The sequence below is a fragment of the Nocardia sp. NPDC055050 genome (assembly GCF_053608345.1).
On the sequence record NZ_JBSGVG010000005.1, the window covers coordinates 232977 to 251781 of the forward strand.

Consider the following 18805-nt stretch of genomic DNA (forward strand, 5'->3'; position numbering starts at 1 on the left):
GTGCAGGGAGGACGTTATGCGCAAGCTGACCTATTTCGTGGCATCGACAATCGACGGTTTCATCGCCGCCGAGGACGGAACGCTGGACTTCTTCCCGGTAGGCGGTGATCACGGGCCCGCGATCATCTCGCAGTACCCGGAAACCCTGCCCACCAAGGTGCGCGAGGCGCGCGGAATCGCGGCGGGCAACATCTACTTCGACACCGTGATCATGGGCCGCAAGACCCACGACTTCGGGGTACGCACCGGCACCGCCAGCCCGTACGAGCACCTGCGCCAGTACGTGGTGTCCACGACGCTGCCCGAATCGCCCGCGCCCGGGGTGGAATTGATCGCCGAGGATCCGATCGCCGCGGTGCGTGAGCTCAAACGCGAAGACGGACTTGGCATCTGGCTCTGCGGTGGCGGTGAACTGGCGCAGGCGCTGCTGCCCGAGATCGACCAGGTGTTCCTGAAGCTGCACCCGGTGGTGCTCGGCACCGGCAGGCCGCTGTTCGGCGGCGGGGCGAAACTGCCCGCGCCGGAGAAGTTCCGGGTCATCACCAGCCGGGTGTACGCCGACGGCGTCGCGTTCCTCAAGTACGGCCGGATCAAGTAGTCGCGATGACATCGGCGGCGAGTCCGGGTCCGGTGGCGGCACTGCGCGAGGTCGGGTTCTGGCTCGAACGCGGTCGTGCCGAAACGCACCGGGTGAAGGCTTACCGCCGTGCCGCCGACGTCGTCGCCGGGCTCGCCGACGACGAGGTGGCGACGCGCGCCCGCGAACACAGCTGGCGTGAGCTCGCCGGGATCGGGCCCAAGACGGCCGCCATCATCGAAGCGGCCTGTGCCGGTGAGGTTCCCGGTTATCTTGCCGAGCTCCGCGCACAGGCGAAGCCGATCGCACCCGCGGGTGAGGAGCTGCGCGCGGCGCTGCGGGGTGATCTGCACACCCATTCGGACTGGTCCGACGGGGGCAGCCCGATCGCCGAGATGATGGGCGTCGCGGCCGCGCTCGGTCACGAATACTGCGCGCTGACAGACCATTCGCCGCGTCTCAAGGTCGCCAACGGCCTGTCCGCCGACCGGCTGCTGCGCCAGCTCGACGTGATCGCCGAACTCAACGAGCAGATGGCGCCGTTTCGCGTCCTCACCGGTATCGAGGTCGACATCCTCGACGACGGCACCCTCGACCAGCGGGCAGATCTCCTCGAACGCCTGGATGTCGTTGTCGCCAGTGTGCACTGGCACCTGCGCGACGACAGCGACACGATGACCAAGCGCATGGTCTACGCCGTCGCGAACCCTCACGTCGATATCCTGGGTCACTGCACGGGCCGTCTCGTGGAAGGGGCGCGCGGCACCCGGCCGGAGTCGTCGTTCGACGCCGAACTCGTCTTCGAAGCCTGCCGTCGTTACGGCACCGCCGTCGAGATCAACAGCCGCCCCGAACGCCGTGATCCACCCGGGCGTTTGATCGAGCTGGCCGTCGAGATGGACTGCCTGTTCTCCATCGACACCGACGCGCACGCGCCGGGCCAGCTGGCGTGGCAGGGGTACGGATGCGAGCGGGCGCTGGCGCACGGCGTGACGGCCGAGAAGGTGATCGACACCTGGCCGGTCGAGCAGTTGCTAGCCTGGTGCTCGGAATCGAATGGGTGAAGTCTTGCCCAACAACTGATTTCGATCTCTGATCCGCCGAATCCCGCCTGGTACACATCAACTCGCTGATCGACATGGTTTAGTGGGGGATTTGATGGACATTCCGGTGGAGCTCGTACTTTCCGCGGTCGGCCTCGTGGTGGCCTCGGCGGCGTTCGTTCGCGAATTCGTCCTGGTCGGGCGGCGTCGGCTGGGATACCGCGTCCAGATGGACACGCCGGTGACAGGAGAGACGGACACCGCGTCGCTGGTCGGCGCCCTGGCGAATCTGAGCACCCCGGAAGCCGGTGGGCCACAGCTGGACCTGTCCAAGCTGTCGGTCGTGCTGGTCCGCGTCGAGAACAACGGCACGCTCGCCATCGACCCCGACGACTACACGATGAGTGGAGCCGATCCGCGGGTCGGGCTGCATGTCACGTTCCCTGGTCGTGAGGTCATCGGTTTGGCGGTGACCGAGCTGGACGGGCCGCTCTCCGACAATCTCGGCCCCGCATCGGGTATCGGCAAACGGGCCAGAGGCGAGGGCGAGAACTTCGCCGGCATCATCGATCTGCCGAAGGTGCAGCTCGAACGACGTCAGCACTACAAGATTCTCGCGGTGCTCAAGCGGGTGCACGGTGACGGGGAGCCGGTGGAGCCGGTCCTGACCGGGCGGGTCAAGCGAGGCAAGGTCGTCGAGACCACGAGTCACTCCGGCCCGTCGAAGAAACTGATGGCGCTGTCGGGCTTCCTGGTCGCGCTGATCGCGGTGCAAGCGGTCCTCGCTCTGCAACCGGACCCGCCACCGCGTGACTGCGCGGAGGGTGACCTCACGCTGGTCGGTTCCACCGCGATGGCGCCGATGATTCGCGCGGCCGCGCAGAACTACGCAAAGACCTGCACCGGAGCGAAATTCACCTTCGACTTCGCGGGAACCTCCGACGGGCTCGTCGAGCTGGTCCAGACCGGCCCGACGCAGGAGATGCTCGCGATCAGTGACGGTCCCAAGGGCAACGGCTTCGACAAACTGATCGAGTATCAATTGGCTCTCAGTTCCTTCTCGATCGTGACCCACCCGGGTGTCGACCTGCCGAATCTCACGACGCAGCAGGTCCGTGATCTGTACCGGGGAAACATCAAGAACTGGAACCAGATCGGCGGGCCCGATCAGCCGGTGGTGCTGATCGACCGGGAGGCGGGCTCCGGCACCCGAACGGCGCTCGAGAACCGGTTGCTCGAAGGTAACCGTAAGGTGTTCCCGTTCATCCCGTGCGCCGGAAGGCCATCGGAGGGCGAACAATGCGAGGTCAAGACCACCGAGGGGGTGGCATCGTTCGTCGCCCGTACCCCGGGCGCGGTGGGTTACATGGAGACTTCGGCGGTCAGCGGTGAGGTGAAACTCGTCGCGCTGGACGGGGTCAACGCGTCGGAGGACACCATGAAGATGCGGACGTACCCGCTCACGGTGGTGGAGTACGCCGATACACATGGACAGGTGGCCGGTGATTCGCTGGCGGCTCAGTTCATCGACTACCTGATGCACGGTCAAGGCAGGGCCACTATTCGGGAGTTCGGCAATATTCCGTGCCTGGATTCGGTTGGACAGGCAATCTGTACGCCGTAGACCGCCTCTGACCGCGTAATCTCCTGCCGTGGTAGGTAATCGATATAGAACATTTCCAGCAACACGCTGGTTTACTCTGCGGTAGCGGGGTACGTTCCTTGACGGCCCCTCTGTTCAGGCGGGCACCCGAAACGGTGCGTATTGCGTCTGGCCAGGCCAACCATGCCCCATGGACGGCGGTGAAGCTCTCGTCTCCACCTCCGCCGAGGCGGCCATCTCTTGTTCGCGCAAGTGTTGCTAGGTTGCGTCCCTGGAAGGAAGGTCATGAGTACAGACACGTCGGCAATGTCGCCGACCGGTTTGTCCGCGTCCGATCTCTACTCGATCGATCACCACGGTGGTCCCCTGCGGATCGCGATGGTTGTTCCACCGTATTTCGATGTTCCACCCAAGGCCTACGGCGGCGTCGAGGCCGTCGTCGCCGATCTGGTCGACTCCCTGTGTGAGCGTGGCCATCACGTCACCCTGTTCGGTGCGGGTGTCGACGGTACCAAAGCGGATTTCGTTCCGCTGTGGGACCGGATCCAGCCCGAACGGCTGGGCGATCCGTTCCCGGAAATCGTGCACGCGCTGCGGGTGCGCCGCGCCATCGAGCGGCTGGCCGATACCGAAGGCATCGACCTGGTCCACGACCACACGTTCGCGGGCCCGCTGAACGCGCCCGCCTACGCCAATCTCGGGTTGCCGACGGTGGTCACCGTGCACGGCCCGGTGCAGGACGACTGCTACCGCTACTACAAGGAACTGGGCCAGGAGTGCTCGCTCGTCGCGATCAGCGACCGTCAGCGCGCGCTGGCGCCCGATCTGCCATGGGCGGGCCGGGTCCACAACGCGCTGTGTCCCGATCAGTGGCCGTACGAGACCGAGAAGCAGGACTACGCACTGTTTCTCGGCCGGTTCAGCGACGACAAGGGCCCGCATCTGGCGCTCGACGCCGCCCACGCCGTCGGCATGCCGCTGATCCTGGCGGGCAAGTGCAGTGAGCCGCCGGAGAAGGCCTACTTCGAGGAGTTCGTGCGACCGCGGATGACCGATCAGGATCAGATGTTCGGTCTCGCCGACGCGGCCGCCAAGCGTAAGCTGCTCTCCGGAGCTAAGTGTCTGCTGTTCCCCATTCGATGGGAGGAGCCGTTCGGCATGGTGATGATCGAGGCGATGATCTGCGGTACGCCCGTGGTCGCGTTGCGTGGCGGTGCGGTGAGCGAAGTGGTGGTCGACGGGGTCACCGGGCGGATCTGTGACGATCCGGCCGAGCTGCCCGCGGCCATCGCCGAAGTTCAGACCTACGATCCGGCGGTCTGCCGCAAGCACGTGGTCGACAACTTCAGCGCCGACACCCTCGGCCGCGGCTACGAACAGGTGTACCGGGATCTGCTCGCCCGCACCACGATCGGGTACGACACCGCGTATGCGATGCCGATGCCCGTCGGGGTAGCGGCCAACGGGCGCGCATGAGCACCGACAGCGCCTCGGCGCCGAGCCCCCTCAACGCGGGGGAACCCGCGGGGCTCGGTGGCGGCGGCGGCAACATCACCCTGGTCGAAGGCGGCACGTTCTGCCTGTCCGACCGGCTCGGCGATATCGAGCCGGGTAAGCCGCAGGGCCTGTTCTTTCGTGACGCCAGGGTGATCTCGCGCTGGGAGCTGATGATCGACGGCAAACGGCCCGAGGCGCTGTCGGTGTTGAGCCCGGAGGCCTTCGCGGCGCGGTTCGTGCTGCGCAGGCCACCGCAACAGGGTCGGGCCGACAGCACCCTGCTCGTGGTGCGTGATCGGCTCGTCGCCGAGGGCATGCACGAGCTGATCACGCTGGAGAACATGAGCCGTGAGGCGACAGCGGTGGTGCTCGAACTGCACGTCGACGCCGACTTCGTCGACCTGTTCGCGGTGAAGGAAGGCCGGACCCACGGGCGCCGGGCGGAGATGACCACCACCGACGGTGAACTGCTGCTGCACGATCGCGCCGATCTGTCACGTGGGCTCGCGCTCACCTCGACCGTCGAGCCGATGGTGTTGCCCGGCACCATGATCTGGCGGGTCGTGGTCCCCGCGGGCGGGCGCTGGCAGACCGAGATCACCGCCCAGCCGGCGGGTGCCGCGCAACGCCCGCAGATCGCGGGGACACCGGGCGAGCGATATCGGGCCAGCGAGCCCGTGCGCAAGATCCAGGCCTGGCGAGCCACCGCCACCGATATCTCCGCGGATTCGGGCCTGCTCAACCAGATCCTGCGGCGCACCGAAAGCGATCTGGGCGCCTTGCAGATCCACACCGATTCGGGCACCAACCGGCCCTTCGTGGCGGCGGGCGCGCCGTGGTTCATGACGTTGTTCGGCCGGGACTCCCTGCTCACGGCGTGGATGTCGCTGCCACTGGAAACCGATCTGGCACTGGGCACTTTGCAGCAGCTGGCCGAACTACAAGGGCAGACGATCGACCCGCTCGTCGAGGAGGAGCCGGGCCGGATCATGCACGAGATGCGGCGCGGACCCTCGGTCGGGCAGGTGCTGGGCGGGCAGATCTATTACGGAACCGTCGACGCCACACCGCTTTTCGTGATGCTGCTCGCCGAATGTCTGCGATGGGGCGCGGATCCCGCGTCGATCGCCACCCTGCTGCCCGCGGCCGACGCCGCGATCAGCTGGATCACCGATTTCGGTGACCGCGACGACGACGGTTTCGTCGAATACGTGCGCGCCACCGATCGCGGCCTGATCAATCAGGGCTGGAAGGACAGTTTCGACGGAATCAACGACGCCGCGGGACATATCGCCGAGGCCCCGATCGCGCTGGCCGAGGTCCAGGGATATGTGTACGCGGCGTTCCTGGCCCGTGCGGAGCTCGCCGACCAGTTCGACGACCCCGAGCTGGCCGTGCGAATGCGGGAACGGGCCGACGAGTTGCGAACCAAGTTCGCCGAACAGTTCTGGCTACCCCATTACGGGTGGTACGCGGTGGCCTTGGACGGACGCAAACGCCAGGTCGACGCGTTGACCAGCAATGCGGCGCACTGTCTGTGGTCGGGCATCGCGACCGACGAGCACGCCGAGATCCTGATCCGGAATCTGTCCCGGGCGGAGATGGATTCGGGCTTCGGGCTGCGGACGTTGGCTTCCGATATGGGCGCCTACAACCCGATGAGTTACCACTGCGGGTCGATCTGGCCGCACGACACGGCGATCGCTGTCGCCGGGTTGATGCGATACCAGCATGTGCCGGGCGCGGTGGAACTGGCGACGAAGCTGTCGGGTGGTCTGCTCGATGCCGCCGCGGCGTTCGACGGCCGGTTGCCCGAGCTGTTCTGTGGTTTCCCGCGGGCGAGATTCGCCGCGCCCGTGCCGTATCCGACGTCGTGTTCGCCCCAGGCCTGGGCCAGTGCGGCGCCGTTGCTGCTGGTTCGGTCGTTCCTCGGGCTCGATCCCGATGTGCCGGCCAGGACGTTGACGCTGCGGCCGCAGATTCCCCCGGCCTGGGGGTGCGTGCGGATGTCGGAGTTCCGGCTCGGCGACGGGGTGACGGTGGATCTCGAGGTGTGCGGCTCGGCGGTGACCGTGACGGGCCTGCCCGAGGGCTGGGCGCTGATCACCGACGAGGAGTAGATCGCGGAATCGGGGCCGCGACCAGCGATGGTTGCGGCCCCGATTGCTGTGCTTCAGCCTTCGAACGGGTAGCGGGCGTCGAGATCGAGGTTGAGTTCGACGACGTTCACCCGTGGCTCCCCGAGGAATCCGAGCGTGCGCCCGTCGGTGTGCGCGGCGAGTAGTTCGCGCACCTGGGTGGCGGTGATGCCGCGCGCTTTGGCCACCCGATCGACCTGGATGGTCGCGTATTCGGGGGAGATGTGGGGGTCGAGACCGCTGCCGCTCGCGGTGACCGCGTCGGCGGGGACCGTGGCCTCGGCCGGCGCGTCACCGAGGATCGGGATGATCCGGCCGACGGCGTAGTCCTCGCCCGCCTGCGCACACTCCACGGCGACGCCGCGGAACGTGGTCAGGAACGGTCGCGCGGGGCAGAGTTCGTTGACGCTGACCACCTGCACCGGCCGCGACACGTCGCCGTCGGCATCACGCGGCCCGATCACCGAGAGCGCCGCGCCCACACCGTCTTTCGTGCAGAACTGCCGGGCGCCGTCGACCCCCTCACGGTCGCCGACCTCCTTGGAATGGGCGCACACGGTGGTGAGCAGGCTGGTGCGGTCGGCGGTGTCGACGATGTCCTCGGGGCCGAGATTGCTCGCGGCGGTGGACAGCGGGTCGTAGCCGTCGCCCGCGACCGACGGGCGGCTCTGGAAGTACTGCGCCATGGCCTTGCCGTCGGCGCCGGCGAACGACTGCCCGATCAGGCTGGAGCCCACCAGTTTTCCGTCCCGCTCGATGAGCGAGCCGTCGGCCTTGTCGTCGAGTCCGGGCAGCTGAGCGACCGCGAAAACCGCCACGGGATAGATGATTCCGGTGATCGCGGTCAGCACGAGCAGGGCGCGCAGGGCGGCCAGGTGCTGGCGGATCCAGGTTGACATACGCATTTCAGGACATCCCGGGGAGGAGTTGGACGAACAGATCGATGACCTTGATGCCGAGGAACGGCGCGATGATGCCGCCGAGGCCGTAGATCGTCAGGTTGCGGCTCAACAGCTTCGAGGCGTTGCTCGGCCGATAGTTGACACCGCGCAGCGCGAGCGGGATGAGCGCCACGATGATGATCGCGTTGAAGATGACCGCGGACAGGATCGCCGACTGTGGGCTGGCCAGGCGCATGATGTTGAGTGCGTCCAGACCGGGGAACAGTGCCACGAACAGCGCGGGAATGATCGCGAAGTACTTGGCGATGTCGTTGGCGATCGAGAACGTGGTGAGCGCGCCACGGGTGATCAGCAACTGCTTGCCGATCTCCACGATCTCGATCAGCTTGGTCGGATCCGAGTCGAGATCGACCATATTGCCCGCCTCTTTGGCGGCCGAGGTGCCGGTGTTCATCGCCACGCCCACGTCGGCCTGAGCCAGGGCGGGAGCGTCGTTGGTGCCGTCACCGGTCATCGCGACCAGGCGGCCGCCGTCCTGTTCGGACTTGATCAGCGCGAGCTTGTCCTCCGGCGTCGCCTCGGCGAGGAAGTCGTCCACGCCCGCTTCGTCGGCGATCGCCTTGGCCGTCAACGGGTTGTCGCCGGTGATCATGACCGTGCGGATGCCCATGCGGCGCATCTCGTCGAAACGTTCCCGCATGCCCTGCTTGACGACATCTTTGAGATGGATGACGCCGAGCAGACGCGGTGTTGCGTCGCGGACTTCACCGACCATCAGCGGGGTGCCGCCGGAGGCGGAGATGCCGTCGACGATCGCCGAAGCCTCGGCCGGGATCGAACCACCCTGGGCACGAACCCATTCGGTGACCGCACCCGCTGCCCCCTTGCGCAGCTGGTGCCCGTCGGACAGGTCGACGCCCGACATGCGGGTCTGCGCGGTGAACTCGACCCAGGTGGCCCCGGGCAGTTCACCCGCGCTGCGCTCGCGCTTGTTGAACACCTCCTTGGCGAACACCACGATCGAGCGCCCCTCCGGCGTCTCGTCGGCGAGGCTGGACAGCTGTGCCGCGTCGGCCAGGTCGTCGTCGAGAACGCCGGGTACCGGGATGAACGCGGCGGCCTGGCGGTTGCCGAGGGTGATCGTTCCGGTTTTGTCCAGCAGCAGTGTGTTCACATCGCCCGCGGCTTCCACCGCACGACCGGACATGGCCAGCACATTGCGCTGCACGAGGCGGTCCATGCCCGCGATACCGATGGCCGAGAGCAGCGCGCCGATGGTGGTGGGGATGAGGCAGACCAGCAGCGAGACCATCACGATGCCGGTGATGCCGTGCGCGTCCAGTGCCGAGGTGTCCGGCACGCCGGGGTTGTTCGACTTGGCGAAGACGGCCAGCGGCTGCAGGGTGGTCACCGCGAACACGAAGATGATCGTGAGCGCGGCCAGCAGGATGTTGAGCGCGATCTCGTTCGGGGTCTTCTGCCTGCTCGCACCCTCGACGAGGGCGATCATCTTGTCGATGAAGCTGGCGCCGGGCTCCTGGGTGATCCGTACGACGATCCGGTCCGAGAGCACCGTGGTGCCACCGGTGACGGCCGAGCGGTCGCCGCCGGATTCCCGGATCACGGGCGCGGATTCACCGGTGATGGCCGATTCGTCCACCGAGGCGATGCCTTCGACGACGTCACCGTCGCCGGGGATGATCTGGCCCGCTTCGACGACGACGTAGTCGCCGCGTCGCAGTTCGGGAGCCGCGAGGCGTTCCTCGACGATGCGCCCACCCGGTGTCCAGTCGGCCAGGCGGCGGGCGATGGTGTCGGTCTTGGCTTTGCGCAGCGAGTCGGCCTGCGCCTTGCCGCGCCCCTCCGCGACGGCTTCGGCCAGATTCGCGAAAACGACGGTGAGCCAGAGCCAGACGACGATCGCCCAGGCGAAGAAGCTCGGGTCGGCGATGGCGAGGACGGTCGACCACACGGCGCCGATCTCGACGATCAGCATCACCGGGTTCTTCCACAGCGTGCGCGGATCGAGTTTGCGCACGGCGTCGGGAAGGGAGGTGAGCAGCAACTTCGGGTCGAGGACGCCGCGTTGTACGCCCTTGGTGCGGTGTTCGGGCCGCGGTGCGGATTCTAGTGTGGGAGTGGTCATTTCAGTGAATTCCTTCGGCGAGCGGCCCGAGCGCGAGAGCGGGCAGGAAGGTGAGCGCGACCAGGATCACCGTCACGCCGACGACCATGCCGACGAACTGCGGCCGGTGCGTCGGCAGCGTGCCGATCGACGCGGGGGTGGTGCCCTGCTGGGCCAGCGAACCCGCGAGTGCCAGCACGATGATGATCGGCAGGAATCGGCCGAACAGCATCGCGAGGCCGAGTGCGGTGTTGTACCACTCGGTGTTGCCGGTGAGACCGGCGAAGGCGGAACCGTTGTTGTTGGCCGCGGAGGTGAAGGCGTACAACACCTCCGACATGCCGTGTGGCCCGCCGTTGAGCATGCTCGCTCGTTGTCCCGGCAAGGCCATGGCCACCGCCGTGCCGACCAGGACGATCAGCGGACTCACCAGGAAATACGTTGCCGCCAGCTTGATCTCGCGCGGGGTGATCTTCTTGCCCAGGTATTCCGGGGTACGTCCGACCATCAGGCCCGCGACGAACACCGTGATCACGGCGAGGATCAACATGCCGTAGAGACCGGACCCGACACCGCCGGGCGCGACCTCGCCCAGCTGCATGTTGAACATCGTCATCATGCCGCCGAGGCTGGTGTAGGAATCGTGGAACGAGTTCACCGCGCCGGTCGAGGTGAGGGTGGTCGCACCGGCGAAGGTGGCCGAATCGGCGACGCCGAAACGGGTTTCCACGCCTTCCATGGAGGCGCCGATCGCGGTCGGCACCGTGCCGTGGTGCTGGAGCTGGAACAGGTTGGTCAGCGAGATGCTGGCCAGGGCGATCGTGCCCATCACCGCCACGATCGCGTAGCCCTGCTTGGTGGAACCGACCATCCGGCCGAAGGTGCGCGGCAGCGAGAACGCGATCACCATCAGCAGGAAGATCTCGAGGAAGTTCGTCCAGGTGCTCGGGTTCTCGAACGGGTGCGCGGAGTTCGCGTTGTAGAAGCCGCCGCCGTTGGTGCCGAGTTCCTTGATGACCTCCTGGCTGGCCACCGGACCGCCGGTGATGGTCTGTTCGGCGCCGCCGATGGTCTGCGCGACCTGATCGTGGAGGTGGAAGTTCTGGATGACGCCGCCCGCGACCAGCACGATCGCGAACACGAACGCCAGCGGAAGCAGAATGCGCAGGGTGCCGCGCACCAGGTCGACCCAGAAGTTGCCGAGGTCGCCGGTGTGGCGACGGGCGAAGCCACGCACCAGCGCCACCGCCACCGCCATGCCGACGGCCGCGGAGACGAAGTTCTGCACCGCGAGACCGGCCATCTGCACCAGGTGACCCTGGGTGGACTCACCGGAATAGTTCTGCCAGTTGGTGTTGGTGACGAAGCTGACCGCGGTGTTCCACGCGAGCGCGGGGGTCATCTCGGTGCCGGGATCGTCGAGGTGCAGCGGCAGCGCGCCCTGCACCAGCTGGAAGAAGAACAGGAACAGCACGCTGACCGCCGAGAACGCCAGCACGCTGCGGGCATAGACGGGCCACGTCTGCTCGACCTCGGGCTTCGCGCCGATGGCGCGGAAGATCAGCCGCTCGGCGCGGGAGTATTTGTCGCTGCTGTAGACCCGGTACATGTAGTCGCCCAGCGGCACATGGACCAGGGCGAGCGCGAGAACCAGGGCCGCCACGAAGACGATCCCCGCAGTAGTCGTGTTCACCTAGAACCTCTCGGGGAAGAGCAGCGCCGCGACCATGAAGACGGCGACTCCGGCAGCCAGCGCGAGACCTACAAGGTTCGCGATCACAGCTTCTCCACCCCTCGCTGGATCAAGCCCAGCAGCGCGAAGATCGCCACGGTGAGCACCGTGAACACCACGACAGACATTTCCAACCTCCTTGTGCTCCGAGGTGGAGCACCTAGGTGAGTGAAACGCCGGATCGCGGCTCGGCGTGGCTTCCTTACGACTCCTTAGCGCCTCGGGGCCCGGCCTTTGCGCAACGTTGACGCTGCCGATGGGTGTGAGGATGCCGTCAAAGCAGGCGCGATAGCTGTCAACACACCGTAAAGATCGAGATCACGCGCCTGTTCGGGCGGTAGAAAGTGGGCACCGGTCGGCGAATGGCGCCGGCGGTCCCTGGTGCACGGAAAGTGAGATCGCGGTGTCGGTAGTGACCCTTGCGGTGATTTTCGGTTTTGCCGGATCGCTGCTGTTGATCCGGATGCTCGGTCGGCTGAACACCTCGCACGCACCGATGGTGAGCGTCGGTGTGTTGCCGGTGCGCACGTCGGCTCCGGCGCGTCGACACGCGATGATGGACCGGTGAAACGCGGACAACTGCGCATCTACCTCGGTGCGGCGCCGGGCGTGGGCAAGACCTACGCCATGCTCGGCGAAGCGCATCGGCGGTCCGAACGTGGCCGTGATGTGGTGGCGGCCGTCGTGGAGACGCACGGGCGCAAGAAGACCGCCGAACTTCTGGACGGCATCGAGCAGATCCCGACCAAGACGGTCTCCTATCGCGGGACCGAGCTGCCCGAACTCGATGTCGATGCGGTACTCACGCGCAAGCCCGCGGTGGTGCTGGTCGACGAACTGGCGCATACGAACGCACCGGGCAGCGTGCACGAGAAGCGTTGGCAGGACGTGGAGCAACTCCTGGCCGCGGGTATCGACGTGATCTCCACGGTGAACGTGCAGCACCTCGAGAGCCTCAACGATGTGGTCCAGCAGATCACCGGGATCGAGCAGCGGGAGACCGTGCCCGACGCGGTGGTGCGCGGCGCCGATCAGGTGGAACTGGTCGACCTGACACCGGAAGCGTTGCGGCGCAGGCTTTCTCACGGGAATGTCTACGCCGCCGACAAGGTCGACGCGGCGCTGCGCAATTACTTCCGCCCCGGCAATCTCACCGCACTGCGCGAACTCGCGCTGTTGTGGCTGGCCGACCAGGTCGACGCGGCGCTGGCCCGGTACCGGGCCGACCACAAGATCACCGAGCTCTGGGAGGCGCGTGAGCGCGTCGTCGTCGCGGTCACCGGTGGTCCCGAGTCGGAGACGGTGGTGCGCCGGGCCGGGCGGATCGCGTCCAAGTCCAGTGCCGATCTGGTCGTGTTGCATGTGGTGCGCGGCGACGGGCTGGTCGGGGTGTCGACCGAACGGATGACCAAGCTGCGCGATCTCGCCGCCGGTCTCGACGCCTCGCTGCACACCGTGACCGGCGACGACGTGCCCACCGCGTTGCTGGAATTCGCGCGAGAGGTCAATGCCACCCAGCTGGTACTCGGCACTTCGCGGCGTTCGCGCTGGGCGCGGATGCTCGATGAGGGCATCGGCTCCGCCGTGGTGCAGCGCTCGGGCAAGATCGACGTGCACATGGTGACGCACGAGGAGGCCAATCGCGGGGTGCGCAGGCATTGGCTGCGTCCGAGGCGGCCGGTGAGCGCGTGGCCCGCGGCGGTGATCGTGCCGGTGCTGGTGAGCGCGATCTGCGCGGTATTCCTCGACGGGTGGTTGCAGCTGGGCGGGCTCAGCGCCATGTTCTTCGTCGGCGTGGTCGCGGTCGCGTTGTTCGGCGGTATCGTTCCCGCCGGTCTGTCGGCGCTGCTGTCGGGGTTGCTGCTCAACTGGTACTTCACCGACCCGCGCTTCAGCTTCACCATCGCCGAGCCGGACAACTTCGTCACCGTGGTCGTGCTGCTCATCGTCGCGGTGGCCGTGGCGGCGCTGGTCGATGTCGCGGCGAAGCGAACGCTGCAGGCGCGCAAGGCATCCCGGGAAGCCGAGCTGCTGACGATGTTCGCCGGATCCGTGCTGCACGGCGCCGACCTGAACAACCTGCTCGAGCAAGTCCGCGAAACCTACGGCCAGCGCGCGGTGAGTGTGCAGTGCGGCGACCGGATCGTCGCCGCGGTCGGCCCCGAACCACCGACACGTCCCTCCGATGCCGAGACCGTCATCGAAGCCGGTGACGCGCAGAGCCACCTGCTGCTCGCCGGTCGGTCGATCGACTCCTCCGATCGGCCGGTGCTCAACGCGGTCGCCAATCAGGCGGTCGGGCTGGTGCGCCAGGCCCGATTGGCGGAGGAAGCCAGCGCGGCGGCGGCGCTGCTGGAAGCCGACCGGCTGCGCCGTGCGCTGTTGTCGGCGGTCAGCCACGATCTGCGCACGCCCCTGGCAGGCGCGAAAGCGGCCGTGTCCAGCCTGCGCAGCGACGACATCGAATTCTCGGCGGAGGACACCGGCGAACTGCTGGAGGCGATCGAGGAATCCGTCGACCAGCTGACCGCGCTGGTGGGCAATCTGCTCGACTCCTCGCGACTGGCGGTCGGCGTCGTCACGCCGCAGTTGCGACAGGTGTACATGGACGAGGCGGTGCATCGCGCGCTGGTGAGCGTCGGCATGGGCACCCGTGGCCTGCGCCGCGCGGCGATGGACCGGGTGAAGGTCGAGGTCGATGAGGTTTCGGTGCTCGCCGACAGCGGTCTGCTCGAACGCGTCCTGGCCAACCTGATCGATAACGCCCTGCGCCATTCCGGTCGCGAGTCGCCCGTGCGGGTGACCGCCGAGCACGACGGTGACCGGGTGTCGATCGCGGTTGTCGACGTCGGCCCCGGCGTCCCGTCCGGCACCGAAGAGCAACTGTTCGAACCCTTCCAGCGCCTCGGCGACCGCGACAACACCACCGGCGTCGGCCTCGGCCTGTCCGTGGTCCGCGGCTTCGTCGAAGCAATGAGCGGCACCGTCCACGCCGAGCCGACCCCGGGAGGTGGGCTCACGATGCTCGTCGATCTGCCGTCCGGCACACCCGCGGCGCCGGCACACGTCGACTCCCGAGGAAAGTGAGCACATGGGCAACTCATCGGGGACGGGCGAACCGGTCCGCCGGCCGCCGGCGGTGGACGACCACGCGCAGGAGGCCGATCCGAAGACGCGGGGAGGTGGGGCAGCGCATCCCCCGGTCAAAGTGCTCGTCGTCGATGACGAGCCACAGATCGTCCGCGCCTTGCGGATCAATTTGTCGGTGCGCGGGTACGAGGTCCTGACCGCGGGAAACGGCGCCGCCGCCTTACGGGTGGCGGCCGAAAAGCACCCCGACGTCGTCATACTCGACCTCGGTCTGCCCGACATGGACGGGATCGAGGTGCTGGCCGGACTGCGTGGGTGGTCGCCCGCACCGGTGCTCGTGCTGTCGGCGCGCACCGATTCGGCCGACAAGGTCGAGGCGCTCGATGCCGGCGCCGACGACTACGTGACCAAGCCGTTCGGGATGGACGAACTGCTGGCCCGGCTGCGCGCGGCGGTGCGTCGTGGTGCCAGCGCGACCGATGCGGGCGACCCGATCGTGGTCACCGACTCGTTCACCGTCGACCTCGTCGCCAAGAAGGTCACCAAGCAGGGTGTGCCGGTGCACCTGACGCCCACCGAGTGGGGGATGCTCGAGATGCTGGTGCGCAATCGCGGAAAACTGGTGGGGCGCAAGGAACTACTGCGCGAGGTGTGGGGTCCGGCCTATGCCACCGAGACCCATTACCTGCGGGTCTACCTCGCGCAGTTGCGGCGCAAACTCGAAGACGATCCGGCCAACCCGCGCCATCTGCTCACCGAGGCGGGGATGGGGTACCGCTTCCAGGAATGAGCGTGCGCCCGGTCACGTGACCGGAATGCCGGGAGTGGCGTGGACGTTCCCAGGCGTGGATCGTCGTCGAGCGAATGGCAGGATCAAGGCATGGCTGAGCAGATCGCACCCGTGACCAACGCCCCCACCGAACTGTGGGTCGAGCGCACCGGAACCCGCGCCTACACCGGGCGCAGCAACCGTGGCGCCGAGGTGTTGATCGCCTCCCAGGGCGTGCCGGGCGCCTTCACCCCGGGTGAGTTGCTGAAGATCGCGCTCGCGGGCTGCACCGGGCTCAGCTCCGACTTGCCGTTGTCGCGTCGCCTCGGCGACGAGTTCGACGCCACCATCCGCGTCTCGGGCGATGCCGACCGCGAGAACGAGCTCTACCCGCAGCTCGACGAGGTCCTCGAACTCGACCTGTCCGAACTCGACGAGGCCGCCCGCGAACGACTACTGGTCACCGTGCAGCGTGCTGTCGACAAGGTGTGCACCGTGGGCCGCACGCTCAAAGCGGGCACGAAGGTGACGCTGACCTTCAACATCGACGCATGAGCGAGGAGCCGGTTCGGCTGAGCGCGTGGGTGCACGGGTACGTGCAGGGCGTGGGATTCCGGTGGTGGACGCGGTCGCGCGCACTGGAACTCGGCCTGGTCGGCTACGCGCGCAACCACAGCGACGGTCGCGTCCACGTTGTCGCCGAAGGGCCACGAACGGCGGGCGAGAAATTGCTGGAACTGCTACGGTCCGGCGAAGCGCCCGAGAGCTCGCACGCTGTCGGGCACGTGACACATGGTCTGTCCGGGCGTGCTCCTGGGCGGGTAGACCTGGTTGTGGAAAGCTGGGAGCCCGTGCGGGGCGACATGACGGGATTCGAGGAGCGCTAGTGGTGACTTCGGGGGCTAGGGGGCGGCAGCGGTGAGCACACAGAACCCTGGTCCGCCCGATCGACCGGAACAACCCTCGAACGGCGAGCCCGAGAGATCGCCGTGGACCCCGCCCGACTCCGGCGCGGGCTGGACCCCGCCGGACCCGGGTTCGGCACCGTCCGATCCGAATGCCGGTGCGACGCCAGCGGACCCGGTGTTCGGCGGGGGCGGGCATCCTGTCGGCCAACCGCAACCCGGCCGGATGTCACGGCAGGAACCCGGCGTCACCCAGCCACGTCCACCCACTGTCGGTGAGGCGCGCGCCAGGGACAAGGCCCGCAGGCAGGCCGAAGAGGCCGAGCGGGCAGCGGTCGCGGCGGCCGAGGAGAAGCGGCGCAACCGTAAACGCGTGATGATCGGCGGTGTCGCCATCGTGGGCGTCGCCGCGCTGGTCGGTGGCGGTTACCTCGCCTACCGGGCGATCACCGCACCCGACCAGGTCACGGCCTCGTGCGTGCAGATCGACCAGAACGGGCAGGAAGTCGTTGTCCCCGACGACAACTGCGGCGACGGCAAGACCAATTTCCGCAGTGAGGGCTCCGGCGGTCACGGCGCCGGACTGCTGATTCTGGGCTGGCCGCAGTACCGCTACCACTACGGCGGCACACCGACGATCGGCAAGCCACCCACCGGCGGCACCTCGGTGAAACCGCGCAATGCCCAGATCACGACCAAGAGCGGCACCACGGTGCAACGCGGCGGACTCGGCAGCAAGTCGACCGGGGGGAGTGGGTCGTAGATGCGGCGCACCAAGAGCACACCACGCCAGGACTGGCAGCAGATCGTGGAGAAGCAGGGCCTCGTCTACGGCGCGCCGGGGCGCGATGCCAGCGGTCAGCCGCGCCCGTACTGGGACGAGTCGGTGCACTACGAGTTCTCGATGGACGAGATCCTCGCGCTGGAAGCCGATGTGGAACTGCTGCAATCGATGTGTCTGCACGCCGTCGAGCACGTGGTCCTCACCGAGCGCTTCGCCGATTTCGGTCTGCCGGAATGGACGTGGGGCCCGATCGCCGAATCATGGCGTCGCAGTGACCCTTACGTGTACGGCCGCTTCGACCTGCGCTACGACGCGCGCCGCCCGGCCAAGCTGCTGGAATACAACGCCGACACCCCCACCTCGCTGCTCGAGGCCGCGATCATCCAGTGGCACTGGTTGCAGCAGGTGTATCCCGGTGGCGACCAATGGAATTCGCTGCACGAGAAACTGGTGGAGCGCTGGACCGAACTGCGCGGCGTGCTGCCCGGTACCGAACTGCACTTCACCTGGTCGGGCGCCGACGCGACCGGCGAGGACAACGTCACCACCGCCTACATGCAGGAGACGGCGGCCGAAGCCGGGTTCGACACGGTCGCGCTGCCGATCGAGGAAGTCGGTTTCGACACCGAGCTGAACCGGTTCGTCGATCTGGCCGAGGCGCCGATCGAGGCGATTTTCAAGCTGTATCCGTGGGAGTGGATCCTCGACGACGACTTCGGCAAGCGCGTGGTCGGCAGCCTGCCCGCGACCGCGTGGATCGAACCGCTGTGGACCACGCTGCTGAGCAACAAGGCGATCCTGGCGATCCTGTGGGAGATGTATCCGGGTCATCCCAATCTGTTGCCCGCCTACCTGGACAGCCCGCACGAGCTCACCGAATACATTCGCAAACCCAAGCTCGGCCGCGAGGGCGCGAACATGACCATCGTCGGTCCCGGCATGGAGACCGCGACCGGCGGCGTCTACGGCGCCGAGGGTTTCGTCTACCAATTGCTCGACCCGCTACCGGAATTCGACGGGATGCGCCCGGTGCTCGGCGCCTGGGTCGTGGGTGACACCGCGGCGGGGCTGGGCATTCGGGAGACCGCCGGCCTGATCACCGATGACGGCGCCGCGTTCGTGCCGCACCGCATCGTCGACTGACACCTGACCTCACAACATTGTTCGAAAGGACCACGATGACCGCCCTCGCCCTGGAATCGGGTTATTGGAGTGCGCTCGGTGAAGGCGTCGGCGCCATCATCCTGTACTGCCTGATCGGCCTCGCCCTCATGCTGATCGGCTTCTTCGCCATCGACCTGACCACGCCCGGCAAGCTGCGCGACCTGGTGGTGGCGGGTAAGCCGAACGCGATCATCGTCTCGGCGGCCGGGATGATCAGCATGGCGTTCATCGTCGTGTTCGCGGTGCTGGCCACCGGCGGCAGCGGCAAGCTGTCGGAAGGTCTGATCGCGGCGATCATCTACGGCCTGGTCGGCATCATCGCGCAGGTGATCTCGGTACGGGTGATCGAGAAGGTCACCGGCATCGACATCGGCCGCACGCTGCACGCCGAGACCTACACCCCCGAGGTTCTCGTCGTCGCCGCCGCGCACTTCGCGCTGGGTCTCGTGGTGGCCTTCGCCATTCTCTGAACGAGG

The 18805-nt window shown here is 67.3% G+C and carries 17 protein-coding genes; 13 read left to right on the forward strand and 4 right to left on the reverse strand.

The features are described 5' to 3' along the window. The first annotated feature begins 16 nt into the window (after window positions 1-16). From ACWGCN_RS08025 to ACWGCN_RS08045, 5 genes are all read left to right on the forward strand, one after another. Complete coding sequence (locus tag ACWGCN_RS08025; RefSeq protein ID WP_378992139.1) at window positions 17-598, forward strand: dihydrofolate reductase family protein; 582 nt, start codon at window positions 17-19, stop codon at window positions 596-598. Window positions 599-603: 5 nt separating this feature from the next. Continuing rightward, complete coding sequence (locus ACWGCN_RS08030; RefSeq protein ID WP_452458792.1) at window positions 604-1641, forward strand: PHP domain-containing protein; 1038 nt, start codon at window positions 604-606, stop codon at window positions 1639-1641. Window positions 1642-1735: 94 nt separating this feature from the next. Then, entirely contained in the window at window positions 1736-3244 is a 1509-nt protein-coding gene (locus tag ACWGCN_RS08035; protein WP_452458793.1) for a PstS family phosphate ABC transporter substrate-binding protein, read from the forward strand. A 285-nt stretch (window positions 3245-3529) separates the two neighbouring features. Next, window positions 3530-4699, forward strand: a complete 1170-nt coding sequence (locus ACWGCN_RS08040) for a glycosyltransferase family 4 protein (protein WP_379316068.1) — start codon at window positions 3530-3532, stop codon at window positions 4697-4699. Then, a complete protein-coding gene (locus tag ACWGCN_RS08045) occupies window positions 4696-6840 on the forward strand; it encodes an amylo-alpha-1,6-glucosidase (RefSeq protein WP_378626337.1) in 2145 nt (714 codons plus the stop codon). The genes ACWGCN_RS08040 and ACWGCN_RS08045 overlap by 4 nt, the downstream gene beginning before the upstream one ends. A gap of 53 nt (window positions 6841-6893) precedes the next feature. Here ACWGCN_RS08045 and ACWGCN_RS08050 read toward each other — a convergent pair whose 3' ends face one another. From ACWGCN_RS08050 to ACWGCN_RS08065, 4 genes are all read right to left on the reverse strand, one after another. Continuing rightward, a complete protein-coding gene (locus ACWGCN_RS08050) occupies window positions 6894-7763 on the reverse strand; it encodes a potassium-transporting ATPase subunit C (protein ID WP_452458794.1) in 870 nt (289 codons plus the stop codon). Window position 7764: 1 nt separating this feature from the next. After that, complete coding sequence (gene kdpB, locus ACWGCN_RS08055) at window positions 7765-9906, reverse strand: potassium-transporting ATPase subunit KdpB (RefSeq protein WP_452458795.1); 2142 nt, start codon at window positions 9904-9906, stop codon at window positions 7765-7767. Between the two features lies 1 nt (window position 9907). Further along, entirely contained in the window at window positions 9908-11578 is a 1671-nt protein-coding gene (kdpA, locus tag ACWGCN_RS08060; RefSeq protein WP_387442119.1) for a potassium-transporting ATPase subunit KdpA, read from the reverse strand. A gap of 83 nt (window positions 11579-11661) precedes the next feature. Then, window positions 11662-11745: a potassium-transporting ATPase gene (locus ACWGCN_RS08065; protein WP_067449012.1), complete on the reverse strand. Its 84-nt coding sequence runs from the start codon at window positions 11743-11745 to the stop codon at window positions 11662-11664. A gap of 275 nt (window positions 11746-12020) precedes the next feature. On the opposite strand from ACWGCN_RS08065, the gene ACWGCN_RS08070 reads away from it, so the two are divergent. The 8 genes from ACWGCN_RS08070 (at window position 12021) to ACWGCN_RS08105 (ending at window position 18799) form a co-directional block, all read left to right on the forward strand. After that, a complete protein-coding gene (locus ACWGCN_RS08070; RefSeq protein ID WP_452458796.1) occupies window positions 12021-12185 on the forward strand; it encodes a hypothetical protein in 165 nt (54 codons plus the stop codon). Further along, a complete protein-coding gene (locus ACWGCN_RS08075) occupies window positions 12182-14704 on the forward strand; it encodes an ATP-binding protein (RefSeq protein WP_452458797.1) in 2523 nt (840 codons plus the stop codon). Before ACWGCN_RS08070 ends, ACWGCN_RS08075 begins: the two co-directional genes overlap by 4 nt. A gap of 121 nt (window positions 14705-14825) precedes the next feature. Beyond that, window positions 14826-15497 carry a response regulator gene (locus ACWGCN_RS08080; RefSeq protein ID WP_378992399.1) on the forward strand — a complete coding sequence of 224 codons (672 nt, stop codon included), beginning with the start codon at window positions 14826-14828 and terminating at the stop codon, window positions 15495-15497. Between the two features lie 90 nt (window positions 15498-15587). Then, the gene (locus ACWGCN_RS08085) at window positions 15588-16031 is read left to right on the forward strand and encodes an OsmC family protein (RefSeq protein WP_378992155.1); all 444 of its coding nucleotides are present in this window, start codon (window positions 15588-15590) and stop codon (window positions 16029-16031) included. Continuing rightward, window positions 16028-16363 carry an acylphosphatase gene (locus ACWGCN_RS08090; protein ID WP_378992157.1) on the forward strand — a complete coding sequence of 112 codons (336 nt, stop codon included), beginning with the start codon at window positions 16028-16030 and terminating at the stop codon, window positions 16361-16363. Before ACWGCN_RS08085 ends, ACWGCN_RS08090 begins: the two co-directional genes overlap by 4 nt. A 244-nt stretch (window positions 16364-16607) precedes the next feature. Continuing rightward, window positions 16608-17144, forward strand: a complete 537-nt coding sequence (locus ACWGCN_RS08095) for a hypothetical protein (protein WP_449968369.1) — start codon at window positions 16608-16610, stop codon at window positions 17142-17144. Continuing rightward, window positions 17145-18308 (forward strand): glutathionylspermidine synthase family protein, encoded by a 1164-nt coding sequence (locus ACWGCN_RS08100; RefSeq protein WP_452458798.1) that lies wholly within the window; start codon window positions 17145-17147, stop codon window positions 18306-18308. Window positions 18309-18343: 35 nt separating this feature from the next. Beyond that, a complete protein-coding gene (locus ACWGCN_RS08105) occupies window positions 18344-18799 on the forward strand; it encodes a DUF350 domain-containing protein (RefSeq protein ID WP_062986928.1) in 456 nt (151 codons plus the stop codon). Window positions 18800-18805: the final 6 nt, after the last annotated feature.